The 19229-nt window shown below is 40.4% G+C and carries 18 protein-coding genes; 12 read left to right on the top strand and 6 right to left on the bottom strand.

What is annotated here, in order from left to right; genetic code table 11:
- Positions 1-120: 120 nt before the first annotated feature.
- On the bottom strand, positions 121-1140 hold the full coding sequence (hemH, locus tag WAZ74_RS06015; RefSeq protein WP_422306831.1) for a ferrochelatase: 1020 nt from the start codon (positions 1138-1140) through the stop codon (positions 121-123).
- A 595-nt stretch (positions 1141-1735) separates the two neighbouring features.
- Here hemH and metX point away from each other — a divergent pair.
- From metX to WAZ74_RS05995, 4 genes are all read left to right on the top strand, one after another.
- Positions 1736-3148 (top strand): homoserine O-acetyltransferase MetX, encoded by a 1413-nt coding sequence (metX, locus tag WAZ74_RS06010; RefSeq protein ID WP_422306853.1) that lies wholly within the window; start codon positions 1736-1738, stop codon positions 3146-3148.
- Entirely contained in the window at positions 3145-3762 is a 618-nt protein-coding gene (metW, locus tag WAZ74_RS06005; RefSeq protein WP_422306829.1) for a methionine biosynthesis protein MetW, read from the top strand. The genes metX and metW overlap by 4 nt, the downstream gene beginning before the upstream one ends.
- A gap of 387 nt (positions 3763-4149) precedes the next feature.
- Positions 4150-4731 carry a tetratricopeptide repeat protein gene (locus WAZ74_RS06000; RefSeq protein WP_422306827.1) on the top strand — a complete coding sequence of 194 codons (582 nt, stop codon included), beginning with the start codon at positions 4150-4152 and terminating at the stop codon, positions 4729-4731.
- Between the two features lie 375 nt (positions 4732-5106).
- Entirely contained in the window at positions 5107-5322 is a 216-nt protein-coding gene (locus WAZ74_RS05995) for a hypothetical protein (RefSeq protein ID WP_422306825.1), read from the top strand.
- Positions 5323-5456: 134 nt separating this feature from the next.
- Here WAZ74_RS05995 and WAZ74_RS05990 read toward each other — a convergent pair whose 3' ends face one another.
- Complete coding sequence (locus WAZ74_RS05990; RefSeq protein WP_422306823.1) at positions 5457-5798, bottom strand: metalloregulator ArsR/SmtB family transcription factor; 342 nt, start codon at positions 5796-5798, stop codon at positions 5457-5459.
- Positions 5799-5993: 195 nt separating this feature from the next.
- On the opposite strand from WAZ74_RS05990, the gene WAZ74_RS05985 reads away from it, so the two are divergent.
- From WAZ74_RS05985 to WAZ74_RS05965, 5 genes are all read left to right on the top strand, one after another.
- Complete coding sequence (locus WAZ74_RS05985) at positions 5994-6611, top strand: hypothetical protein (RefSeq protein WP_422306821.1); 618 nt, start codon at positions 5994-5996, stop codon at positions 6609-6611.
- Positions 6612-6707: 96 nt separating this feature from the next.
- Entirely contained in the window at positions 6708-7052 is a 345-nt protein-coding gene (locus tag WAZ74_RS05980) for a hypothetical protein (RefSeq protein WP_422306819.1), read from the top strand.
- Entirely contained in the window at positions 7049-7453 is a 405-nt protein-coding gene (locus tag WAZ74_RS05975) for a hypothetical protein (RefSeq protein WP_422306817.1), read from the top strand. Before WAZ74_RS05980 ends, WAZ74_RS05975 begins: the two co-directional genes overlap by 4 nt.
- Positions 7454-7497: 44 nt before the next feature.
- Positions 7498-8145 carry a DUF3885 domain-containing protein gene (locus WAZ74_RS05970; protein ID WP_422306815.1) on the top strand — a complete coding sequence of 216 codons (648 nt, stop codon included), beginning with the start codon at positions 7498-7500 and terminating at the stop codon, positions 8143-8145.
- A 258-nt stretch (positions 8146-8403) separates the two neighbouring features.
- Positions 8404-9462, top strand: a complete 1059-nt coding sequence (locus tag WAZ74_RS05965; protein ID WP_422306813.1) for a rhodanese-related sulfurtransferase — start codon at positions 8404-8406, stop codon at positions 9460-9462.
- 200 nt (positions 9463-9662) lie between these two features.
- Here the strand turns inward: WAZ74_RS05965 and uraH are convergent, their stop codons facing one another.
- A complete protein-coding gene (uraH, locus tag WAZ74_RS05960; protein ID WP_422306811.1) occupies positions 9663-10094 on the bottom strand; it encodes a hydroxyisourate hydrolase in 432 nt (143 codons plus the stop codon).
- Positions 10095-10636: 542 nt separating this feature from the next.
- Positions 10637-11863: a phosphoglycerate dehydrogenase gene (gene serA, locus WAZ74_RS05955; protein ID WP_422306809.1), complete on the bottom strand. Its 1227-nt coding sequence runs from the start codon at positions 11861-11863 to the stop codon at positions 10637-10639.
- 458 nt (positions 11864-12321) lie between these two features.
- Here serA and WAZ74_RS05950 point away from each other — a divergent pair, with 458 nt between their 5' ends.
- Complete coding sequence (locus WAZ74_RS05950) at positions 12322-13764, top strand: FAD-binding oxidoreductase (protein ID WP_422306807.1); 1443 nt, start codon at positions 12322-12324, stop codon at positions 13762-13764.
- A 154-nt stretch (positions 13765-13918) separates the two neighbouring features.
- Here WAZ74_RS05950 and WAZ74_RS05945 read toward each other — a convergent pair whose 3' ends face one another.
- The gene (locus WAZ74_RS05945; protein WP_422306805.1) at positions 13919-14551 is read right to left on the bottom strand and encodes a BLUF domain-containing protein; all 633 of its coding nucleotides are present in this window, start codon (positions 14549-14551) and stop codon (positions 13919-13921) included.
- Positions 14552-15130: 579 nt separating this feature from the next.
- On the opposite strand from WAZ74_RS05945, the gene WAZ74_RS05940 reads away from it, so the two are divergent.
- Positions 15131-16768 (top strand): nitrilase-related carbon-nitrogen hydrolase, encoded by a 1638-nt coding sequence (locus WAZ74_RS05940; protein ID WP_422306803.1) that lies wholly within the window; start codon positions 15131-15133, stop codon positions 16766-16768.
- A gap of 147 nt (positions 16769-16915) precedes the next feature.
- On the top strand, positions 16916-17467 hold the full coding sequence (locus WAZ74_RS05935) for a protein disulfide oxidoreductase (RefSeq protein WP_422306801.1): 552 nt from the start codon (positions 16916-16918) through the stop codon (positions 17465-17467).
- Between the two features lie 111 nt (positions 17468-17578).
- Here the strand turns inward: WAZ74_RS05935 and ald are convergent, their stop codons facing one another.
- Positions 17579-18694 carry an alanine dehydrogenase gene (gene ald / locus WAZ74_RS05930; protein WP_422306799.1) on the bottom strand — a complete coding sequence of 372 codons (1116 nt, stop codon included), beginning with the start codon at positions 18692-18694 and terminating at the stop codon, positions 17579-17581.
- Between the last annotated feature and the right edge of the window lie 535 nt (positions 18695-19229).

Raw genomic sequence — 19229 nt, 5'->3', positions numbered from 1 at the left:
TTCTTAGAAAATTATTTAGACAAAAAAATACCGAACATCATGTCCGGTATTTTTTTATTTCTACTATTTTAACGTTGATGGTTAATCATGCTATTTATGACCAGTCATTAAGCCTTCTTATTACGCCCAACCATCCAACGTGCCTGCCCACCCTTTTACTAATGGCGCGCTCATTGCTTCTAATAAATCTATGTGTGCCTCATCAGCATTTAGCGCTGGGATATAGTGATATTCTTGCCCGCCAGCTTCGATGAAGTTTTCACGGTTCTCAATCGCCAATTCTTCTAGCGTCTCCAAACAATCAGCTGAAAATGCTGGGCTGAGAATTTGTACTGATTTTACACCCGACTTTGCCCACTCATCGAGTATGACATCGGTATAAGGCTTGACCCATTCTTGCTTACCAAAGCGTGACTGGAAACTGATAATCCATTCATCAGGTCCTAATCCCAGCTCCTGTGCCACTTGCGCGGCGGTACATTTACAACGTCTAGGATAAGGGTCGCCTTTATCCATATACGGCTGCGGAATTCCGTGGAAGCTAAACATGAGTTTTTCAGGTTTGCCATGTACCGCTTGAAAGCGACGAATGCTATCTGCTAATGCTTTGATATATAAAGGATGCGCAAAGTAATCTTTCACTATCGTAATATTAGGCAAGTTACGCTGCTTGAGCGACCATTTAGTAATGGCATCGTATACTGCGCCAGTTGAGGTCGCTGAATATTGCGGAAACACTGGTAACATGACGAAATGATCAACCCCTTCGCTACGCAGCTTATCCATTACATCAGGCAAACCCGGATTACCGTAACTCATCGCAGAATGAACAGAAACGCGAAATGGCGCAGCCTGCTCAGCCAAACGCGTATCTAACATCGCTACTTGTTGGTTCAGGATATTGCGCATCGGCGAGTCACCATCCCAAATGCTGGCATAGGCTGCTGCTACCCGCTTTGGACGACTCGGTAATACAAACAAATTAAGGATGATTGCCCATAATAATTTAGGAATCTCAATCACTCGCGTATCTGATAAAAACTGACGTAAATATCGACGTACTGCAGGCGCAGTAGGTTCGTCAGGCGTACCTAGATTGATTAATAAGACGGCAATACGTGGAGGCAGTTCAGGTTTCATAGCAGCACTATTTTATGATTAGGTTAATTAAAGAAAATATGAGATAAATGATTGTTAAGTCAGTGTTAAATTGACGCTCCGTTAGTGTAGCATTTTAACCATTAATAACGCATTGCAAAAGTGAATTTATACAATTTGATACGCAGTATAGTTAGGTCTACATAAAAAAGAGTCATCCGTTTGAACGTGCTACTGCTATAAAATTTTCTTGCTTGCTGTTCGCAAGCGTGACAGAGGCTACGAAAAATTCATAGCAGTAGCACTGTATCGTTTTTAAACAGAATCGACTATAGCGATCTATGCATGCCATCCATTATCAAGCCACTATAAAAACTAAGCTTGAAAGACTGCGCTCGAAGGTTGTACTCATATGCGCATCGCCATACAATAGGCGAGCACATTATCAAAAAAACAGTGTAGATAAAACAATGTAGATAAAACTATTTAGAAAAAACATTTAGAAAAAACAGTGTCGACAGAATAGTCCGTCGATGTATTGCCATTATTATTTTATTGATGATTGTTGTCTTGCGAGGTAGCTTTGAACGCACGCCCTGATAATACCAGTGACCAGTCCCCCACAGATAAAACCAATATCGCTAGCTCAGTTAACCATACTGATTCAGTAGGCTCAGTAGGAATAGTCACGCCTCAGACTTTTCATTTCGATGAGCCGTTGACTTTAGAATGCAATCGCACCTTGCCCTCTTTTGATCTGATCGTTGAAACTTACGGCACATTAAATGAAGACCAATCAAACGCAATACTGATTTGCCATGCTTTATCTGGCAGCCATCACGCAGCAGGTTTTCATAGCGCAGAGGATAAAAAATCAGGCTGGTGGGACAATATGATTGGTCCTAATAAAGCTATCGATACCAATCGATTTTTTGTTGTCTGTGTGAATAATATCGGTAGCTGCTTTGGCTCGACCGGTCCGACGACTATTAATCCTGACCGTATAGCTGATGGCGATGGCGATGGCGAAGAAGGACGCGCCTATGGTCCTGACTTTCCACTGGTGACGATTAAAGATTGGGTAAAAACCCAAGCCATGCTCTCTGACCGTTTAGGGATTGAGGTTTGGCATGCCATTGTCGGTGGCTCAATGGGCGGTATGCAAGCGTTACAATGGGCAGTAGATTATCCTGAGCGCATTAAGCGCTGTGTGGTGATTGCCTGTACACCAAAGCTCTCTGCACAAAACATCGCCTTTAATGAAGTCGCACGCCAGTCTATTTTATCTGATCCTGACTTTAAAGAGGGACGCTACTTACAAGCAGGCACCTATCCTCGTCGCGGACTTATCCTTGCACGGATGGTTGGTCATATTACTTATTTGACCGATGATGCGATGAAAGCCAAGTTTGGCCGTGATTTAAAATCGGGCAAGTTTATGTATGGCTATGACGTTGAGTTCCAAGTTGAAAGTTATCTGCGCTATCAAGGCGAGCGCTTTAGCGAAAACTTTGACGCCAATACCTATTTGCTCATGACCAAAGCGCTAGATTATTTTGATCCGACACGTGACTATCCATCATATGACTATTCATCACAAGATTTTTCATCACAGGATTGTCCGTCAGAGTCGTTAGCGAACTCTATTGGTGATTCGGTAAAAGCTGATAGTAGCGAAGATGAGCTCACAGCAACTTTAGCCTATAGCGCTGACATAGATAGTATTGAAGACAGCAATTACCAAGAGCTTACCGCGCTTAAAGCCGCTTTTGCTCATACTCAGTGCCAATATCTAATCGTATCATTTACCACTGACTGGCGTTTTGCACCCGAGCGCTCACAAGAAATCGTCGATGCACTCATGGCAACGGGCAAACCGGTCAGCTATATCAATGTCGATGCACCGCATGGTCATGATTCCTTCTTATTTGATATTCCGCGTTACATGGGCGCAGTCAGAGGCTTCCTAAACGCGCCATTTATGGCTGATAACCAAGCAAAAAATAACCAGCAAGATAGCAGTCATCAAAAAGCAGGAGCACGCTCATGAGAATGGATCATCAATTGGCTGAGCGCTGGATTGCCCCGCACTCACATGTACTGGACTTAGGCTGCGGTAATGGCGAGCTACTCGCGCACTTGCAACAAACTCGTGGCGTAACAGGCTATGGACTTGAGATTGACGAAGATAAAATCAATGAGGCGATTGCTAATGGCTTATCGATTGTCGAGCAAGATCTTAATGATGGTCTAGGACGCTTTGCTGATAATAGTTTTGATACCGTCGTCATGGCGCGTGCGTTGCAAGCAGTAAAAGCGCCCGATATATTATTACTTGATATGCTACGGGTTGCGCGTGAGGCTGTCATTACCTTTCCTAACTTTGCCCATTGGCAAAACCGTATTCATTTAGGGCTGAAAGGCATGATGCCAGTATCAGAGGCACTGCCGTATGAATGGTACAACACCCCAAACATTCATTTGTGCACCTTTAAGGATTTTGAGCAGTTGTGCGCTGATCATGATATTCATATTATTAATCGCTTTGCTGTCAGTGATTCTGAAAAAGGGCATTCACCACTGATGACAGCGTTAATACGACAAGCGCCCAATCTATTGGCAGATGTTGCTATTTATCGAGTCACCAAACAAAAACCTGAATAATCCTTGAGTTTATTTATCCTTTATTAAAAGGAATATTAGCGTTAATAAGCACAATTTTAACCTTAATATATTGTTAACTTATTATTACGCTCAAGTAACTCTATGATTTTGTTGAGGACAATGAGGTATAAGTAAGCATTAAATCGTGTAATTAGTATTTGAGTTTCGTAAGCTTGGGTGTTAAGCTAGCAAAATAGTGTCAATCGCACCCCAATTATGACCGTTTATCGGTTCGATGCAGGTCTATTGTCACACGACAACGATTAAATATATTGCTAATGATTAGGTGAGTTTGTATTGCAAGATTTCACCTAATTGTTATCGCCGCCTAAATTCCTTTAGCGGTGCAACTTTTTTGCTTATTAACTGCCTAATTTTGGAGCTGCTATGAAATTATTAAAAGCTGCGTTGTTTACTGCATTATTTTCTTGTGCAGGTTTTGCCAACGCTGAGTTAATATCAAACGTGCCACTTGATACCTCTCGTTTTGAGCTGATGCCTGTTAGCGAATTGTCGAATCGTGCTGCTCAAGGTAACGATCACGCTCAATTTTATTTAGCCAAGCGCTTACAGAAAGGCGAAGGCATTGCTAAGAATACCCAGCAAGCTATTCAGTGGTATACCAAAGCAGCCCAGCAAGGTGTTGCCCCTGCTCAATTAAATCTTGCCATTATGTATTTGCGCGGTGAAGGTGTCCAGCCTAACTTGCAGCAAGCACGCGGTTGGTTAGAAAAAGCCGCCATGCGTGGTGATAACCGTGCCAGCTATACGCTTGCCTTGTTAGATGAGAAACAAAAAAATCTCGTTGATGCTTATAAATGGTACGACTTGGCTGCCCGTGATGGTATGTTAGACGAAAAAGTCCGTAACAAAGCTCGCGGTAAAATCGGTCAATTGGCATTAAACTTATCAAGCTCAGATATCGCTAGTGCTCGCAGCAAAGCAGATACTTGGTTTCAGAGTAAGTAAATCTGCTTTAAAAACTATTAAATTAAACATAAAAAATCCAGCCTTTGCGCTGGATTTTTTGTGTTTGTAATATCATCAAGTTCTTTGCTTGAGCTAAAACGATCTATCACTTCTTTAAAACACGGAGAATCATCCGCTTAAAGCAAAACTTTCATTAGCATCGAATTGAAATGATCCCTACCTCAGGTATTTATGTGTCTTGATAATTGTAATGAAACAAATGTTTATATATAATATTTTTGAAAAACTCAAACTTAGTTTGGATTGTGGCTTTAGGCTTATTTTGCGCTTCCTTTTATAAGCTCAACCCTACTTCATCATCATATTATCAAAGACATAGCAGCCAATGTTCTTGGACGCCTAAAGGATTAACACATGAAAATTGCATTTATTATTATCGGTGGCATCTTATGCTTATTCGGTTTAGCTGATTTGGTCAGTAGCTTTATGGAGATTGACCTTTGGGGTGGCGTTTTGGGTATACAATTGCCTGAGATCATTTGGAAGTTTTCAGCGTATATTGAGATGTTAGTGGGTTATTTGTTATTCCAAGCGGGTATTTCTGCAGCTGAAGACGCTACTGAGGCTTAGTATTTTAATTGATGGCTGTGAATTTAGTTATAAAAAGCTTTAGCTTATAAATTTCAAGACAATAAAAATCCAGCCTATAAGCTGGATTTTTTCTTTTAGTATTCAAAACTATGCTTCTGCACCGACCTTCTAAATCAATTATCGGACAAACTTTCTTTCTCAGCAGCAATCCTTCTGCTTTCCTTTTTTAATGGACTTCCTACTGGGCAAAAGCTAGCGGTGAAGTTTACTAATGTCGCCACTAGATTATCTTCCACTATTGAATAATGTACATACTGACCACGCTTTTCACTTTGTACTAGACCTGCATTCTCTAATATTTTTAAATGTTTAGATAAGGCAGGTTTACTCATCTCGAACCGATCTGCTATCTCTCCTGAAGTAAGCGCTGTACTAGATAAATAACTCAAAATCTGACGACGTGGAGTCGAGGATAACGCTTCAAATACTTTTGCAGAACTGTCTTTTTCAGCCATTACTTACTCCATTTTCTTTCTTAATTAAATTTGTTAAACCTTTATCTTTTCAAATAATTTAGTCATTTTCAAATTAACGATTGCTTTATATTAAACTATTATTGTAGTATTTAACTAATTAGTTAAATAACTAATTAGTTTACAGATTTGTTAACTACTATACTACTTGAAAACATCAGATTAAGGAATAGTGCTATGAGTGATACTACTGAGTTTAGAAACATTGGGTTAAGAAACACTACCCATAGAGACAGTAAATTTAATAATACTAAGCTTCAAAGTGTCACTATAGATATTCAATCAGATACGCCAAGAATGTTAGAAACTAATTTGACCAATGCCAATAGCGGCAGCGTGGTTTGGTCATCAAGCAAATCTATTTGGTATCTGTCTCATGCACTTGTAGCTATAGTTGGTGGATTTTTATTTTTTTCTTGGAGCGCTTTGCTAGTTTTTGTTTTATTTACTGGCATCACGCTATGTTTAGGACACTCTCTAGGGATGCATCGACGCCTGATTCATAACAGCTACGAGTGTCCGCTATGGCTAGAATATTTGTTTGTGCATTTGGGTGTACTAGTCGGTATGGTAGGGCCACTCGGTATGATGCATCAGCATGACTTGCGTGATTGGGCACAGCGTCAGTCTAAGTGTCATCCGTATTTACGTCATGGTGATAGCTTTTGGCATGATGGTTGGCAACAACTAAACTGTGATTTGACATTAGATCATCCGCCTGAGTTTAAGCCTGAGAGCCGAGTTAAAAATGATAAAGTTTATGCGCTAATGGAAAAAACATGGATGTGGCAATAGCTGCCTTGGGCGTTATTACTATTATATTTTGGTGATATAGCGTGGGTAGTTTGGGGTATCTCGATACGCATCTTTATATCGATCACAGGACACTGGTTGGTCGGACACTTCGCTCACAATAAAGGTCTTCAAGATTGGCATATTGAAGGCGCAGCGGCACAAGGCTATAACATAAGATTTGCCGGCTTTATTTCTATGGGTGAATCTTGGCACAATAATCATCATGCCTATCCCGGTTCTGCGCTACTAGGAATCTATAAAGGTCAATCCGATCCGGGCTTTTGGGTGTTAAAGGTATTAAAGTATTTAGGACTGGTGTGGAATATAAAGTTGCCTAAGAGTTTGGCTTATCGAGCTGAGTTAGTGCCTGTTTTAGCTAAGCAAAAAAGCAATTCTTCTAAAGTAAAATCTAAATTAGTGCACTTGGAGAAAGCTTTATGAGCCTTATTAAAGCAGTCTTTTATGGACCATTTGCAATAGCAAGTTTTTTATTGACATTGATAATGCTACTTTCTGGGTTCAATTCAGTGATTAGTTCTATGCTTGCATTAGGTTTGATTATTTTCGTGATAAGTCTTGCAGGAAATATTATCATCGGCATTCCTACTCATTTAGTCTTAAAAAAATTAAATGTTAAAAATGGCTTTGCTTATATATTAATTGGTTTTATCTCTCCTACTCTTATTCTAGGTGTAGTCGAATTTTTTGGAAATCAATCGTATCGAAGTGCGTTAACAACGGGTTTAATATTTGGTTGCTTTGGCGCATTTTGTGCTTACGTATTTTGGTTGTGTGTAGTGTATGAAAGTTCAGCAGATGCTATGATTGAAGGTTGCGAGTAAATTATTAATTCAAAACTATTTTTCATCATTGATAGAGATAAATAATGTTCACAGATTATAAGGGTGTAAAGTTAGAACAACCTATTTTCTACAATAATAAATTTGGATTAAGGTTCGAGATAGGTCCATCAGATATTGATATTTATAAAGGTGCTGCTACCAGAGGATTTAATGAGGCTTATTTCGATACTGCCCTGATTAGAGCGTTAAGTATATTTGAAGAAATCTTTAATGAAGACGATGACGTATCCATCATTTACCAAGTTAACTTAAATCGCCGTAATAGAATAAGAAAAAGCAATTTCATTTTTAAACAGATAAAAGACGTTGAAAAAAGAGAGGTCGTGTGTACTAAGTATCGCAGTTTAGATACTGAATATTATGACTGCATATCTTATCGAATGAATAAGACTGTGATTTCAGGCATAAAGACCAAAGATATCAATGTCAAAAATATCTTTGTAGACCTTATTAACACTGATTTTGGAACTAGAAATCCATTGCTTAAGGGACGTTGTCTATTAGTCAATCACACCAGAGCCCTTGTTTTAGATCTTTATGATGACCGAGGCATGGATATCGTTGCTTTAAAAAAAAGCACTTTAAATAGCCTTTATGAAACCCATTTAGAGTTTATTTTAGACTACGATCGTAAACGTATTGACGAGGTATACTCTAAACCTAAACAGTGATTTTATAGAAAACCAACCTATTCAAAAACCTTGCTAAATTTGCTACACTACGCCCGCATTCGCCAATTCCACAATTGCGCTAGTGTTATTACCCATTTTAAATCAATAAAGTCTAATCCCAATGATTACGATATCAGGAAGCCGAGCACAGAGGGTACTCAAAGTACCTCAAGCGAGGATGACACAATAGCGTATTTATAGGGGTTTGACTGTCTACCCAATGCACTAGGTTTGCGACCTAGCCAGCAGGAGAAAAACATGAATACCTCACAGACTGATAACGTCAAAGCACCAACCCATGCGACCGAATACGACAGCGTCACTAGTAATATCGTGGTTGCCGCCCTTTATAAGTTCACGCGCTTTGCTGACTTTGAGGAGTATCGCGAGCCAATTTTAAATACGATGCTCGATAATGAGGTCAAAGGTACATTGCTAATCGCTAGCGAAGGTATTAACGGGACGATTTCTGGCACACGCCAAGGGATTGATAATGTCCTTGAGTATCTGCGTAGCATCGATGCGATTGGCAGCTTTACTTTTAAAGAATCTTATACTAATGAGCAGCCGTTTTATCGCACTAAGGTTAAGCTAAAAAAAGAAATCGTTACCATGGGTGTAGAGAATATCGACCCATTACAATCGGTCGGTCGCTACGTCAAACCAAGTGACTGGAATGCGCTCATTTCAGACCCTGATGTTATCCTCATTGATACCCGTAACGATTATGAAGTTCAAATCGGGACGTTTAAAAATGCGGTGAACCCAAATACTGAAACTTTCCGTGAGTTCCCAGAGTACGTGGCAAAAGAGATGGACCCAGCTAAACATAAAAAAGTTGCGATGTTCTGTACCGGTGGTATCCGCTGTGAGAAATCGACGGCATTTATGCGCGAGCAAGGATTTGAAGAGGTTTACCATTTAGAAGGCGGTATCTTAAAATACTTAGAAGAAGTACCTGCCAGCGACTCTATGTGGGAAGGCGACTGTTTTGTCTTTGACAACCGTGTGTCAGTCAATCATAACCTAGAAAAAGGCAATTATGAGCAATGCTTTGCCTGCCGTATGCCGATTACTGAAGCTGAGCAACAAAGCAATGCTTATATTAAAGGCGAGTCTTGTCCACATTGTATCGATAAAGCCACTGATGAGCAAAAATCACGCTTTCGTGAGCGCGAGCATCAAATGCAGTTAGCGAAAAAACGTGGCGAAGCCCATATCGGTAGTGACGTCATTGATGTTATTGAGAAGCGTAAAGCGGCGAAGGTTGAAGCACGTCGTCAAGCGGACGCAGCTAATAAAATCAAAGCAAAATAAATTTACTACTTATCAAATAAAAAAGCCCCAATCAAAATTTTGATTGGGGCTTTTTCTATGTTTCTTTTCTTCTATAACGTGTGCTTAATAAAACTTATACCAGTCATAAAAATTAGAGTAGCAAGGAAAATGAGTGCAAGGACTACGCCTTGTAGACTAAACGAATTTGACACAGCTAATCTTAATTTTTAGGTTTGGTATTAGCTACCTCGGTAAGTACTGTAGCCGTATGCTGATAGAGTGATTGGTACATGATAATGTTTTTCGCCTTCGATATTGAAGTTCACTTCAACATAAGGATAAAAAGACTTTAGACCTTGATTTTGAAAATATGGCGTGGTCTCAAAAATTAGCTTATAAGTACCATCGTGCTCTACGCCAGCTTCATTAGGCAAAAAAGTACCAATACGACCATTGGCATCGGTCTTTTGCGTATTCACCAGTTTCCAACTACCACTCTTATCTTGCATCATCAATCTTACATCAACATTTGGCGCAGGCTTGCCAGTACTGATATCTAAGATATGACTAGATAACTGATACTTGTCTTGATCGCCTGCCGCGTAACTTGCAGTCGCCGTCATAGCCAATACGCTACCAAGCGCTGCTGCTTTTATAATGTTCATTTTCATAAAATGTCCTTTAATTTAGGTTAAGTTGAAATTTAGATTAAGTTAAATAGGAGTAAAAAAATTTAGTTAAATAGGGTACAAACAAGTCTGTATATATTGTCTAATTGACTGTTATCCTCAAGCGACTTATATATAACAAAACGGATTTCTCACAGATAGATTAGATATTATTAACGTCAATAATCATTGAGGTTCTAATATTGAAATACTAAATATCCGTTAGCTTATGGCTTAGTGTTAATCAATGCAAATAATAGCAGTAACAGGTCTAACAGTACGTTTTTAGCAATACATGCAACAGTGAATCTAGCTATGTAGTATAAGTTATCACTCACGATTCATTGTAAAGAAAATGTTAACTTATATGGTGAAGTTTTATGGATTGTGGTTTTTGTGCTAACAAATAATCATTTTATCAAAAAAAATAGCAGACAATCATTTAGATTGCCCGCTATCGATATACTGAAGATTAATTTTAGAGATAAATGCTATCTAGACATACGTGCTACTTATTAGATATGTGCTATTTAGATACGTGTTACTTAGAATAAAATACGCACACGAATGGTTTCTTCAACATCTTTAAGCTGATCTAGAGCTGCGCTTGAATCGTGATAATCGACATCCATGACGAGGTAGCCGACATCACCTTCAGTCATCAGGCTCTGTGCTAAGATATTGATGTGCGCTTCAGCAAACAAGCGGTTAATCTGTGACAGTACACCTGGGACGTTTTTGTGGATATGCAGCAGACGATGCGAACCTTCTTTAAACGGTACAGAAACTTCTGGAAAGTTGACGGCTGTCGCAGTATCGCCTTGATCAGAATATCTAACGAATTTCTCTGCTACTTCTAGTCCGATATTGGCTTGCGCTTCTTGCGTTGAGCCACCGATATGCGGAGTCAATATGACATTATCAAACTTACGTAGTGGCGATTCAAACTCTTGATCAGCAGACTTTGGCTCTTTCGGAAAGACGTCAATCGCGGCGCCTAACACTTTACCAGACTCAAGCACGGCGGCAAGATCATCAATCTCGACACACGTACCGCGAGCGGCGTTGATAAAGTAGCTGCCGTCTTTCATTTGGGCGAACTGTTCAGCTTTCATCATATAACGTGTGCTTGGTACATCAGGTACGTGCAAGGTCACGATGTCAGCAGTAGATAGTAGCTCTTCTAAGCTACTAACTTGTACCGCATTACCCAATGGTAGTTTGGTTAAGACATCATGGTAGATGACTTTCATACCGAAGCTTTCGGCCAATACAGACAATTGCGAACCAATAGAGCCGTAACCGACGATACCGATGGTTTTGCCGCGCACTTCATGTGAGTTGGTCGCAGACTTGCCCCAACCGCCACGATGAACCGTTGCATTCTTTTCAGGGATACCGCGATACAGCATGATGGCTTCGGCAAGTACTAGCTCAGCAACCGAACGGGTATTTGAATAAGGAGCGTTAAAGACCGGGATACCAAACTCACGAGCAGCTTCCAAATCTACTTGATTGGTACCAATACAAAAGCAACCAATACCGATCAGCTTTTCTGCATGCTCAAGTACTTCACGGGTCAACTGGGTACGAGAGCGAATGCCGATAAAATGAGCGTCTTTAATCTTTTCGATTAGCTCGTCTTGATCCAATGCATGGCTGATATTTTCGATGTTTTGATAACCAGCATTTTGCAATATCTTTAAGGCATTGTCGTGCAGACCTTCAAGCAATAAAAACCGGATTTTGTCTTTTTGGAGTGATAACGCCATATGAGAACTGTCCTATAATTGTCTTATAAAAATCATCTGAGGGATAAGCTACGATGGATGAAACGAAAATAGTCTGGATATCTTACACAAAATTCGACAGCTATGTTAGCAGATTAGATGAATTATTGGTTATCAAGCCTGAAAACTTTTTATGCTATAGTGAATCCTGCTACACAAAGCTAATTGAGCTGTGCTGATTCAACTGTCTTTTTTATGCTTTACGCTTAAATATGTTAGGTCAGTTGTGTGTGCAAAATCATATCGTCCTATCACTGCCACACTGGATAAGCTCAATGATATAAACATTGTTATATGAATATATTTATTTAAACATACTTATTTAAACATGCTTATATCAACACAGTTATATACGTCCAGTTATATCCATTTAGTTATATAATAACTCGCATAATAATTCCCTTTAGGCATAGCGCTTACGTTGATACCGAGATTTGACCATGACTTCTTTATCTAGCCAAACCCTACCTGAAACCCATGCAGCCGCTGTTCAAACTATTCTAAGCACTTTGCTTGATAACCATCAGTTTGATGCCAGCCAAATCAAGACCGATAGCGAAAGTTTAGAGCATTGGGGCAAAGACTGGACCAAGCATTTTGCGCCCGCTGCGGCAGCTATTGTCTTTCCAAAGACCACCGAGCAAGTACAAGCGATTGTACTGCTTGCCAATGAGCATAATGTCGTACTAACACCAAGTGGCGGGCGTACCGGCTTGTCTGCGGGCGCAGTCGCTGCCAATGGTGAGATTGTGGTCAGTATGGATAAAATGAATCATATCGGACAGTTCTATCCTGCCGATCGCATGGTTGAAGTTGAAGCCGGTGTCGTAACTCAGCAATTACAACAGTTTGCTGAATCCAAAGATCTCTACTATCCTGTCGACTTTGCCTCAGCAGGCTCAAGTCAAATCGGTGGCAATATCGGTACCAATGCAGGCGGGATCAAGGTCATTCGTTATGGTATGACCCGTCAATGGATTATGGGGTTGACTGTTGTCACCGGTAAAGGTGATATCTTGCATCTCAATCGCGGTATGGTCAAAAACGCTACTGGCTATGATTTGCGTCAACTGTTTATCGGTAGTGAAGGTACGCTCGGTTTGGTGACGCATGCACAAATTAAGCTTGAGCGTCAGCCACAAGACTTAAACGTCATGGTGCTTGGCATGGACAGCTTCAATGACGTAATGAATGTGCTATCAGCCTTTCAGGCAAAGATTGATTTAACAGCGTTTGAGTTTTTTGATGATGTGGCGATTGATAAGCTCATGGCCCATGGTCAAGTACAAGAGCCATTTGAGTCGCGTACCAAGTTTTATACGCTGCTAGAGTTTGAAGCGCCATACGAGCCGATCATGGATAAAGCGATGGCGATATTTGAAGATTGCATGGAGCAAGGCTGGGTCGTCGATGGTGTCATGAGTCAAAATCTTGCGCAAGCAGAAGAGCTATGGAAGCTGCGCGAATACATCTCTGAAACCATCTCAGTATTTACGCCTTATAAGAACGACGTATCCGTACTCATCAGTCATGTGCCCGACTTTATCAACGAGATTGACCACATTGTCAGCAGCAATTATCCTGACTTTGAAGTCTGTTGGTTTGGTCATATCGGTGATGGCAATTTGCATCTTAATATTTTAAAGCCTGAAAATATGGGCAAAGACGATTTCTTTGCCGAGTGTCAAATCGTCAATAAATACGTGTTTGAAACGGTACAGAAATATGGCGGTTCTGTCTCTGCTGAGCACGGCGTGGGCATGACCAAAAAGCCTTATTTGCAGTATAGCCGCAGCGAGACTGAGATTGACTATTTGCGAGACATCAAAAAAGTCTTTGACCCCAATAATATTATGAATCGTGGTAAGATTTTTGATATGTAGCTGTTCATTTAATGTTTAAAATACTGAATGAGTTTGCATAAAAAAATGACGCTAAACGTAATCGTTTAGCGTCATTCTTATTTACTCTATATGATAATTTTCGCCATCAACAATAACCTTTAAGCCATATGATTTATATTTATAGCTATACAACCTATAAATATAACAGTAACAGCGCCACCACCAGCAACACGCTTAAAAGACCTTGAACCAATAAAAAGGCTTGATGCGGCGCAGCGATATGACGCACCATATTTCCCATCGCGTTATAAGTAATACCTGCCGCATTGATATGAGGCGCTGTCTCAAACTCTTTGATGACTTGTAGGAATTGCTCGGTACGATCGGGCGTCCAACTATGAGGCGCAAATGGCAAAAATGGTGACAGCTGCACCGCTTGTTTCTTGGTAGCTGGTGACCATAACCAGCGCTCCAAAAACAGTAAGCGCATACGCCAGTCTAAGAAACTACGCTGTTTGATGACTTTTAGTAATAGTACTTGAACATTCTTATGGCGTTTATCAACAAAAATGCTCTGTGTTAAGGCAAATACTTTTGCTTTTTCGCCTTCGATACATTGTAAAAAATTGCCATTGCCGTAACATAAAGTGCCTGTAATGCCTTGCTGCTCATTATAATCACGCGCGTGACCTTCTACCTCATCAAATATCGTGGCATTCAAACGTGAGCCAATCGTCAGGCTGCTGACATACACCAACTGCACCAATGCTGCGTCGTCTATTTTGTCCAATTTGCTAAATGCAGTAGTGTGAGTCAAAGGCATCATTCAAAATCCCTAAAAGGTCACTGTTAAATATGACCGTAAAAATAAGCTAAATAAAATTATACCTGAGCTCGTAAAATCTTGAGCCAATACAATCCGCACTCAACAGAACCCTGAACTCATAAAATATCGTGACTAATAAAACAGCATGACTCACAAAAACCTAGCAAATATTTACGACGCTTGACTGTCATTGGCGAACGAGCTTGGTATTATAGCCAGCGTGGTCGACACTGGAAGTATAGCCAACTCACTTTAAAATTAAGACAATGCCACTTGCAAACTGGTAAAAACACCTCATTAAAATTAATGATATGAGAGTGAGCTTTTATAACTCATTGTAAATACAAAGATAAATGATTGTATTGTAACGATTCTCTAAGCGTATTGGTATGCTTTTCTCGACATTTTTGGGCATTGTTACATGAAAAGCCGCGCCATTGAGTTTGCTTTTATCGATTGCGTTCACACAAAGATTAATATCACGGCATTCTACTACCCTATTTATTAAAATTTATTTATTAACACCCGTTTATTGAAGCAATGATTAAAACAACTATTGAAATAACAGACAGGAATATTATGAGTAAGATAGAAAAACCAGATGACTTTCATCTAACGATTGCTGAGATTAAGAAAAAAGACTACCCACAATTAAAAGCATTGATGGATCGTGTCTATGTAAACTTAGGCGGTGCATGGTCTAAAACGACGATCAATACTTTGATTGATGCCTTCCCTGAAGGTCAGATTGCTTTGTTCGATCACGACGAGCTGATTGGTATCGTATTGTCCATGCGCGTCGATTACACCAAGTTTTCTAATCCGCATACTTATGATGACTTAATTGGGCAAAAAGAAATCATCAGGGATAACCCTGAAGGCGATGCAATATACGGCCTAGATGCACTCATTGACCCTGAATATCGTGGCTATCGCTTAGGTCGTAGGCTTTATGACGCGCGTAAAGAGCTATGCCGTCAGCTGAACTTCCGCGCTATTTTAGCCGGTGGTCGCATCCCTAATTACCATAACCACCAAGATTTGACGCCGGGTGAGTATATTGACGCCGTCGCAGCTCGTGAGATTCATGACTCTGCGCTGTCTTTTCAATTATCGAATGGCTTTATCGTCAAACGTATTTTGACCGCTTATCTGCCAGATGACAAACAATCTAAAGGCTTTGCTACTTTGCTTGAGTGGGCAAATATTTATTATGAGCCAAAAGACTATAAGCCAAATACCCGTAAGTCTGAGGTACGTATTGGCGGTATTCAGTGGCAAATGCGTGTAGTCGAATCACCTGAAGAGCTGCTGCAACAAGTCGAGTTCTTTGTCGATATTATGGCCGATTACAACTCTGACTTTGCCTGCTTACCCGAATTTTTCAACGCGCCATTAATGGGCCTATGTGAATCGACGGATCAAAACGTTGCCATTCGCTTTTTGGCCGGTTATACAGAATGGTTTAAAAACGAGATATCGCATTTGGCAGTCAGCTATAACGTCAACGTTATTACCGGTTCTATGCCGTACTTGGACGAAGACGATACGTTGTACAATGTCAGCTATCTGTGCCGCCGCGATGGTACAGTAGAAGAACAACGCAAAATCCATATTACCCCACACGAGCGTAGTGCTTGGGTGATTGAAGGCGGTGACGAAGTTAAGGTGTTTGATACTGACGCTGGGCGTATTGGGATTTTGGTCTGTTATGATGTCGAGTTCCCTGAGCTTGCACGCCTCATGGCGCTTGATGATATGGATATTTTATTTGTACCATTTTGGACAGATACCCAAAACGGCTATCTACGCGTACGCCACTGTGCCCAAGCGCGAGCGATTGAAAACGAATGCTATGTGATGATTTGTGGCTCGGTGGGTAACTTACCACAAGTTGAAAGTCTCGATATTCAATATGCGCAGTCATCTATCTTTTCGCCATCAGATTTTGCTTTCCCGCATGATGCGATTATGGCGGAAACGACGGCGAATACTGAGATGGTATTTTTCTCAGATGTCAATTTAGACAAGCTTATTCATGTTCGTAACGAAGGGTCGGTGCACAATCTGCTAGATCGCCGTGACGATTTGTACAGTTTGAAATGGAAACGTAAAGCTAAAGTATCTGCCAGTAAACTAACGGACGAAGAGCGCCGTGAAAACTCTGGCAGCGTCCTGCTTGGCAATCCATTACAAGACCGCGCACAAAAGTCTTAATTAGATTATTTAAAAGCCATGAATTTAAAAGTCAGGCATTAACCATATACTAAGAACTATCTAATAGCATTTGTGAATAAGACGGCTGATCATTCAGCCGTTTATTTTTATCTATTAAAAAACATTGAGAGTAAAAAAGCAGCCACTATGACGACTGATATTGAAAGTAAAAAAGAGAAGCCTAGCAAGACACCCAAGCAAAAAGCACTGTCAATAATTAAAAATATGCTGTTATATGGCTTGGTATTTATGATTATTTATACCGCCATTAATTGGTGGCGACAGCCTGTCATGCCAGCCAATCCGCAGTTGCAGCTAACAGACTATCAAGGACAGACTGTTGATTTGGCGGCAATGAGTCGAGATAAACCAACGCTGGTATACTTTTGGGGTACTTGGTGTCCTGTATGCCGTGTGACCTCGCCGACCATTAATACCTTGGCAGCAGAAAACAACTATCCTATCGTCACTGTCGCCATCAAGTCAGGATCTGATCAAGAGCTAGACCGTTATCTCAATGAGCATAACTATAATTTTACGACGATTAATGATCAAGAAGGGCTTATCTTTGATGATTGGCAAGGACAAGTCACGCCTTCTTATGTCATATTAAAAGATGGTGAGATGACTCAAGGACTGACGGGTATTCAGCCTAAATGGTCGCTTAAGTTGCGATTGTGGTTATCGTCGGTTTTTTAAATGAAGAATCATTAAATCTGCAGAGCAATTTTAACACTCTCTTAAAAACGAAAAACCTGCCAGTCAAATGACAGGCAGGTTTCTCATATACTTAGGCGTATTTATAATATGCTAGCTAATTAGCGAATCAAGCTGCTTATACTCATATTCCAGCGCCTCTGCCACTGCTTTATACGTCATACGACCTTGAGTCGTATTTACGCCTTTTGCCAAAGCTGCACTGTCATTGCAAGCGTCTTTAAAGCCTTTTTTGGCAAGGGCCTGTATATAGGGTAAAGTGACGTTAGACAATGCTATGGTTGAGGTGCGCGGTACTGCGCCAGGAATATTCGCCACTGCATAATGAATAATGCCATGCTTGGTATAAGTCGGATTATCATGAGTGGTGATTCGATCTGTGGTTTCAAATAAACCGCCCTGATCAATCGCGATATCGATAATCACACCGCCATCATTCATATCTTTAACCATCTGTTCAGTGACCAGCTTCGGCGTCGCCGCACCCGGAATCAATACCGCACCAATGACCAAATCACTGTCTCTCACGCTATCGGCGATATTGACTTTGTTGGATATCAGCGTCTGCACATTATTGCCAAACATCTCCGATAGTTGCTTAAGGCGTTTGGGATCAAGATCCAGAATGGTGACACTAGCATGTAGACCAACCGCGATTTTTGCCGCTTCAGTACCCGATACACCGCCACCTATGATGGTAACCCTACCCTTTTTCACACCCGGTACGCCACCGAGCAACATGCCCTTGCCACCATAAAAAGATTGTAAGAATTGCGCACCTATCTGCGTACTCATCCGTCCAGCAATTTCACTCATTGGCGTGAGTAGTGGTAGAGATTTATCTTCTAACTGTACCGTTTCATAGCCAATAGCCGTGACTTTATTGTCAATTAATACTTTGGCAAGCTCTGGCTCATTAGCCAAATGCAAATAGGTAAATAAGATTAAGTCTTCTGTTAAGTATTGATATTCATCAGCTTGTGGTTCTTTTACTTTAATAATCAGCTCTACGTTCCATACTTCAGCAGCGCTATTCGCAATGGTTGCGCCTACTTGTGTGTAGTCTTCATCCGTAAACTGCGAGCCTATACCGGCCTCAGTTTCAACAATGACCTCATGACCGTCATCAACCAAAGCACTGACGCCATTTGGGGTCAAACCAACGCGGTTTTCGTTATTCTTTGTTTCCTTCGGAATACCTATTTTCATAACTGCTCCTTGTTATATTATTGAAGATAAAACAGATAAATTCATAGCAACAGGCTACGAGCATTATTCATTAATTAATGCTTCCAAGCGCGCCATAGGCTACAAAAAACTCATACTAGTAGGTGTATGTTATATTTCTTTAAATCGAATTGAATCGGCTATGATATTTGATGCAAATTAAAATTAATGAATAGAAACGGTTAAACCAAGAACGACGGTAGACTACTGAGAGTAGGGATTATCTGAGGATAGTGATATGATGCTGTCTTGCACATAAAGACAGCTTAGAGATTGATTGCTCAATTTGTATTATCACTTTTATTATCCTAGCAGATATAAAATAAGTAGCAATCGCTAGTTAATTAAAATTTGTGACTGCTATTAGCTGACGCCATTGCGATACTGCACAGCTCTTTTTACCTTACTGTTTTTGTCATATAATAACGGCTGTTATTTGCATAAACTTTTTGATTATTCCGATAAATGTATTTTATATTGCATTCGTCTCGTTAGCATTTATGCTTGACGTAGCTAC

This window comes from Psychrobacter sp., from assembly GCF_049295055.1.
In the GTDB taxonomy this organism is placed as follows: domain Bacteria; phylum Pseudomonadota; class Gammaproteobacteria; order Pseudomonadales; family Moraxellaceae; genus Psychrobacter.
Note: the sequence above shows the minus strand (reverse complement) of the source record. Positions and strands in the feature narration are given on the sequence as shown.

Excerpts from the sequence above, each read along its gene's own strand:
- WAZ74_RS05990 (WP_422306823.1), bottom strand. The coding sequence starts at position 5,798 with ATGGCTGAAAAAGACAGTTCTGCAAAAGTATTTGAAGCGTTATCCTCG.
- WAZ74_RS05965 (WP_422306813.1), top strand. The coding sequence starts at position 8,404 with ATGAATACCTCACAGACTGATAACGTCAAAGCACCAACCCATGCGACC.
- WAZ74_RS05950 (WP_422306807.1), top strand. The coding sequence starts at position 12,322 with ATGACTTCTTTATCTAGCCAAACCCTACCTGAAACCCATGCAGCCGCT.
- WAZ74_RS06000 (WP_422306827.1), top strand. The coding sequence starts at position 4,150 with ATGAAATTATTAAAAGCTGCGTTGTTTACTGCATTATTTTCTTGTGCA.
- uraH (WP_422306811.1), bottom strand. The coding sequence starts at position 10,094 with ATGAAAATGAACATTATAAAAGCAGCAGCGCTTGGTAGCGTATTGGCT.
- WAZ74_RS05985 (WP_422306821.1), top strand. The coding sequence starts at position 5,994 with ATGAGTGATACTACTGAGTTTAGAAACATTGGGTTAAGAAACACTACC.
- WAZ74_RS05975 (WP_422306817.1), top strand. The coding sequence starts at position 7,049 with ATGAGCCTTATTAAAGCAGTCTTTTATGGACCATTTGCAATAGCAAGT.
- serA (WP_422306809.1), bottom strand. The coding sequence starts at position 11,863 with ATGGCGTTATCACTCCAAAAAGACAAAATCCGGTTTTTATTGCTTGAA.
- WAZ74_RS05935 (WP_422306801.1), top strand. The coding sequence starts at position 16,916 with ATGACGACTGATATTGAAAGTAAAAAAGAGAAGCCTAGCAAGACACCC.
- WAZ74_RS05940 (WP_422306803.1), top strand. The coding sequence starts at position 15,131 with ATGAGTAAGATAGAAAAACCAGATGACTTTCATCTAACGATTGCTGAG.
- WAZ74_RS05970 (WP_422306815.1), top strand. The coding sequence starts at position 7,498 with ATGTTCACAGATTATAAGGGTGTAAAGTTAGAACAACCTATTTTCTAC.
- metW (WP_422306829.1), top strand. The coding sequence starts at position 3,145 with ATGAGAATGGATCATCAATTGGCTGAGCGCTGGATTGCCCCGCACTCA.
- WAZ74_RS05945 (WP_422306805.1), bottom strand. The coding sequence starts at position 14,551 with ATGATGCCTTTGACTCACACTACTGCATTTAGCAAATTGGACAAAATA.
- ald (WP_422306799.1), bottom strand. The coding sequence starts at position 18,694 with ATGAAAATAGGTATTCCGAAGGAAACAAAGAATAACGAAAACCGCGTT.
- hemH (WP_422306831.1), bottom strand. The coding sequence starts at position 1,140 with ATGAAACCTGAACTGCCTCCACGTATTGCCGTCTTATTAATCAATCTA.
- WAZ74_RS05995 (WP_422306825.1), top strand. The coding sequence starts at position 5,107 with ATGAAAATTGCATTTATTATTATCGGTGGCATCTTATGCTTATTCGGT.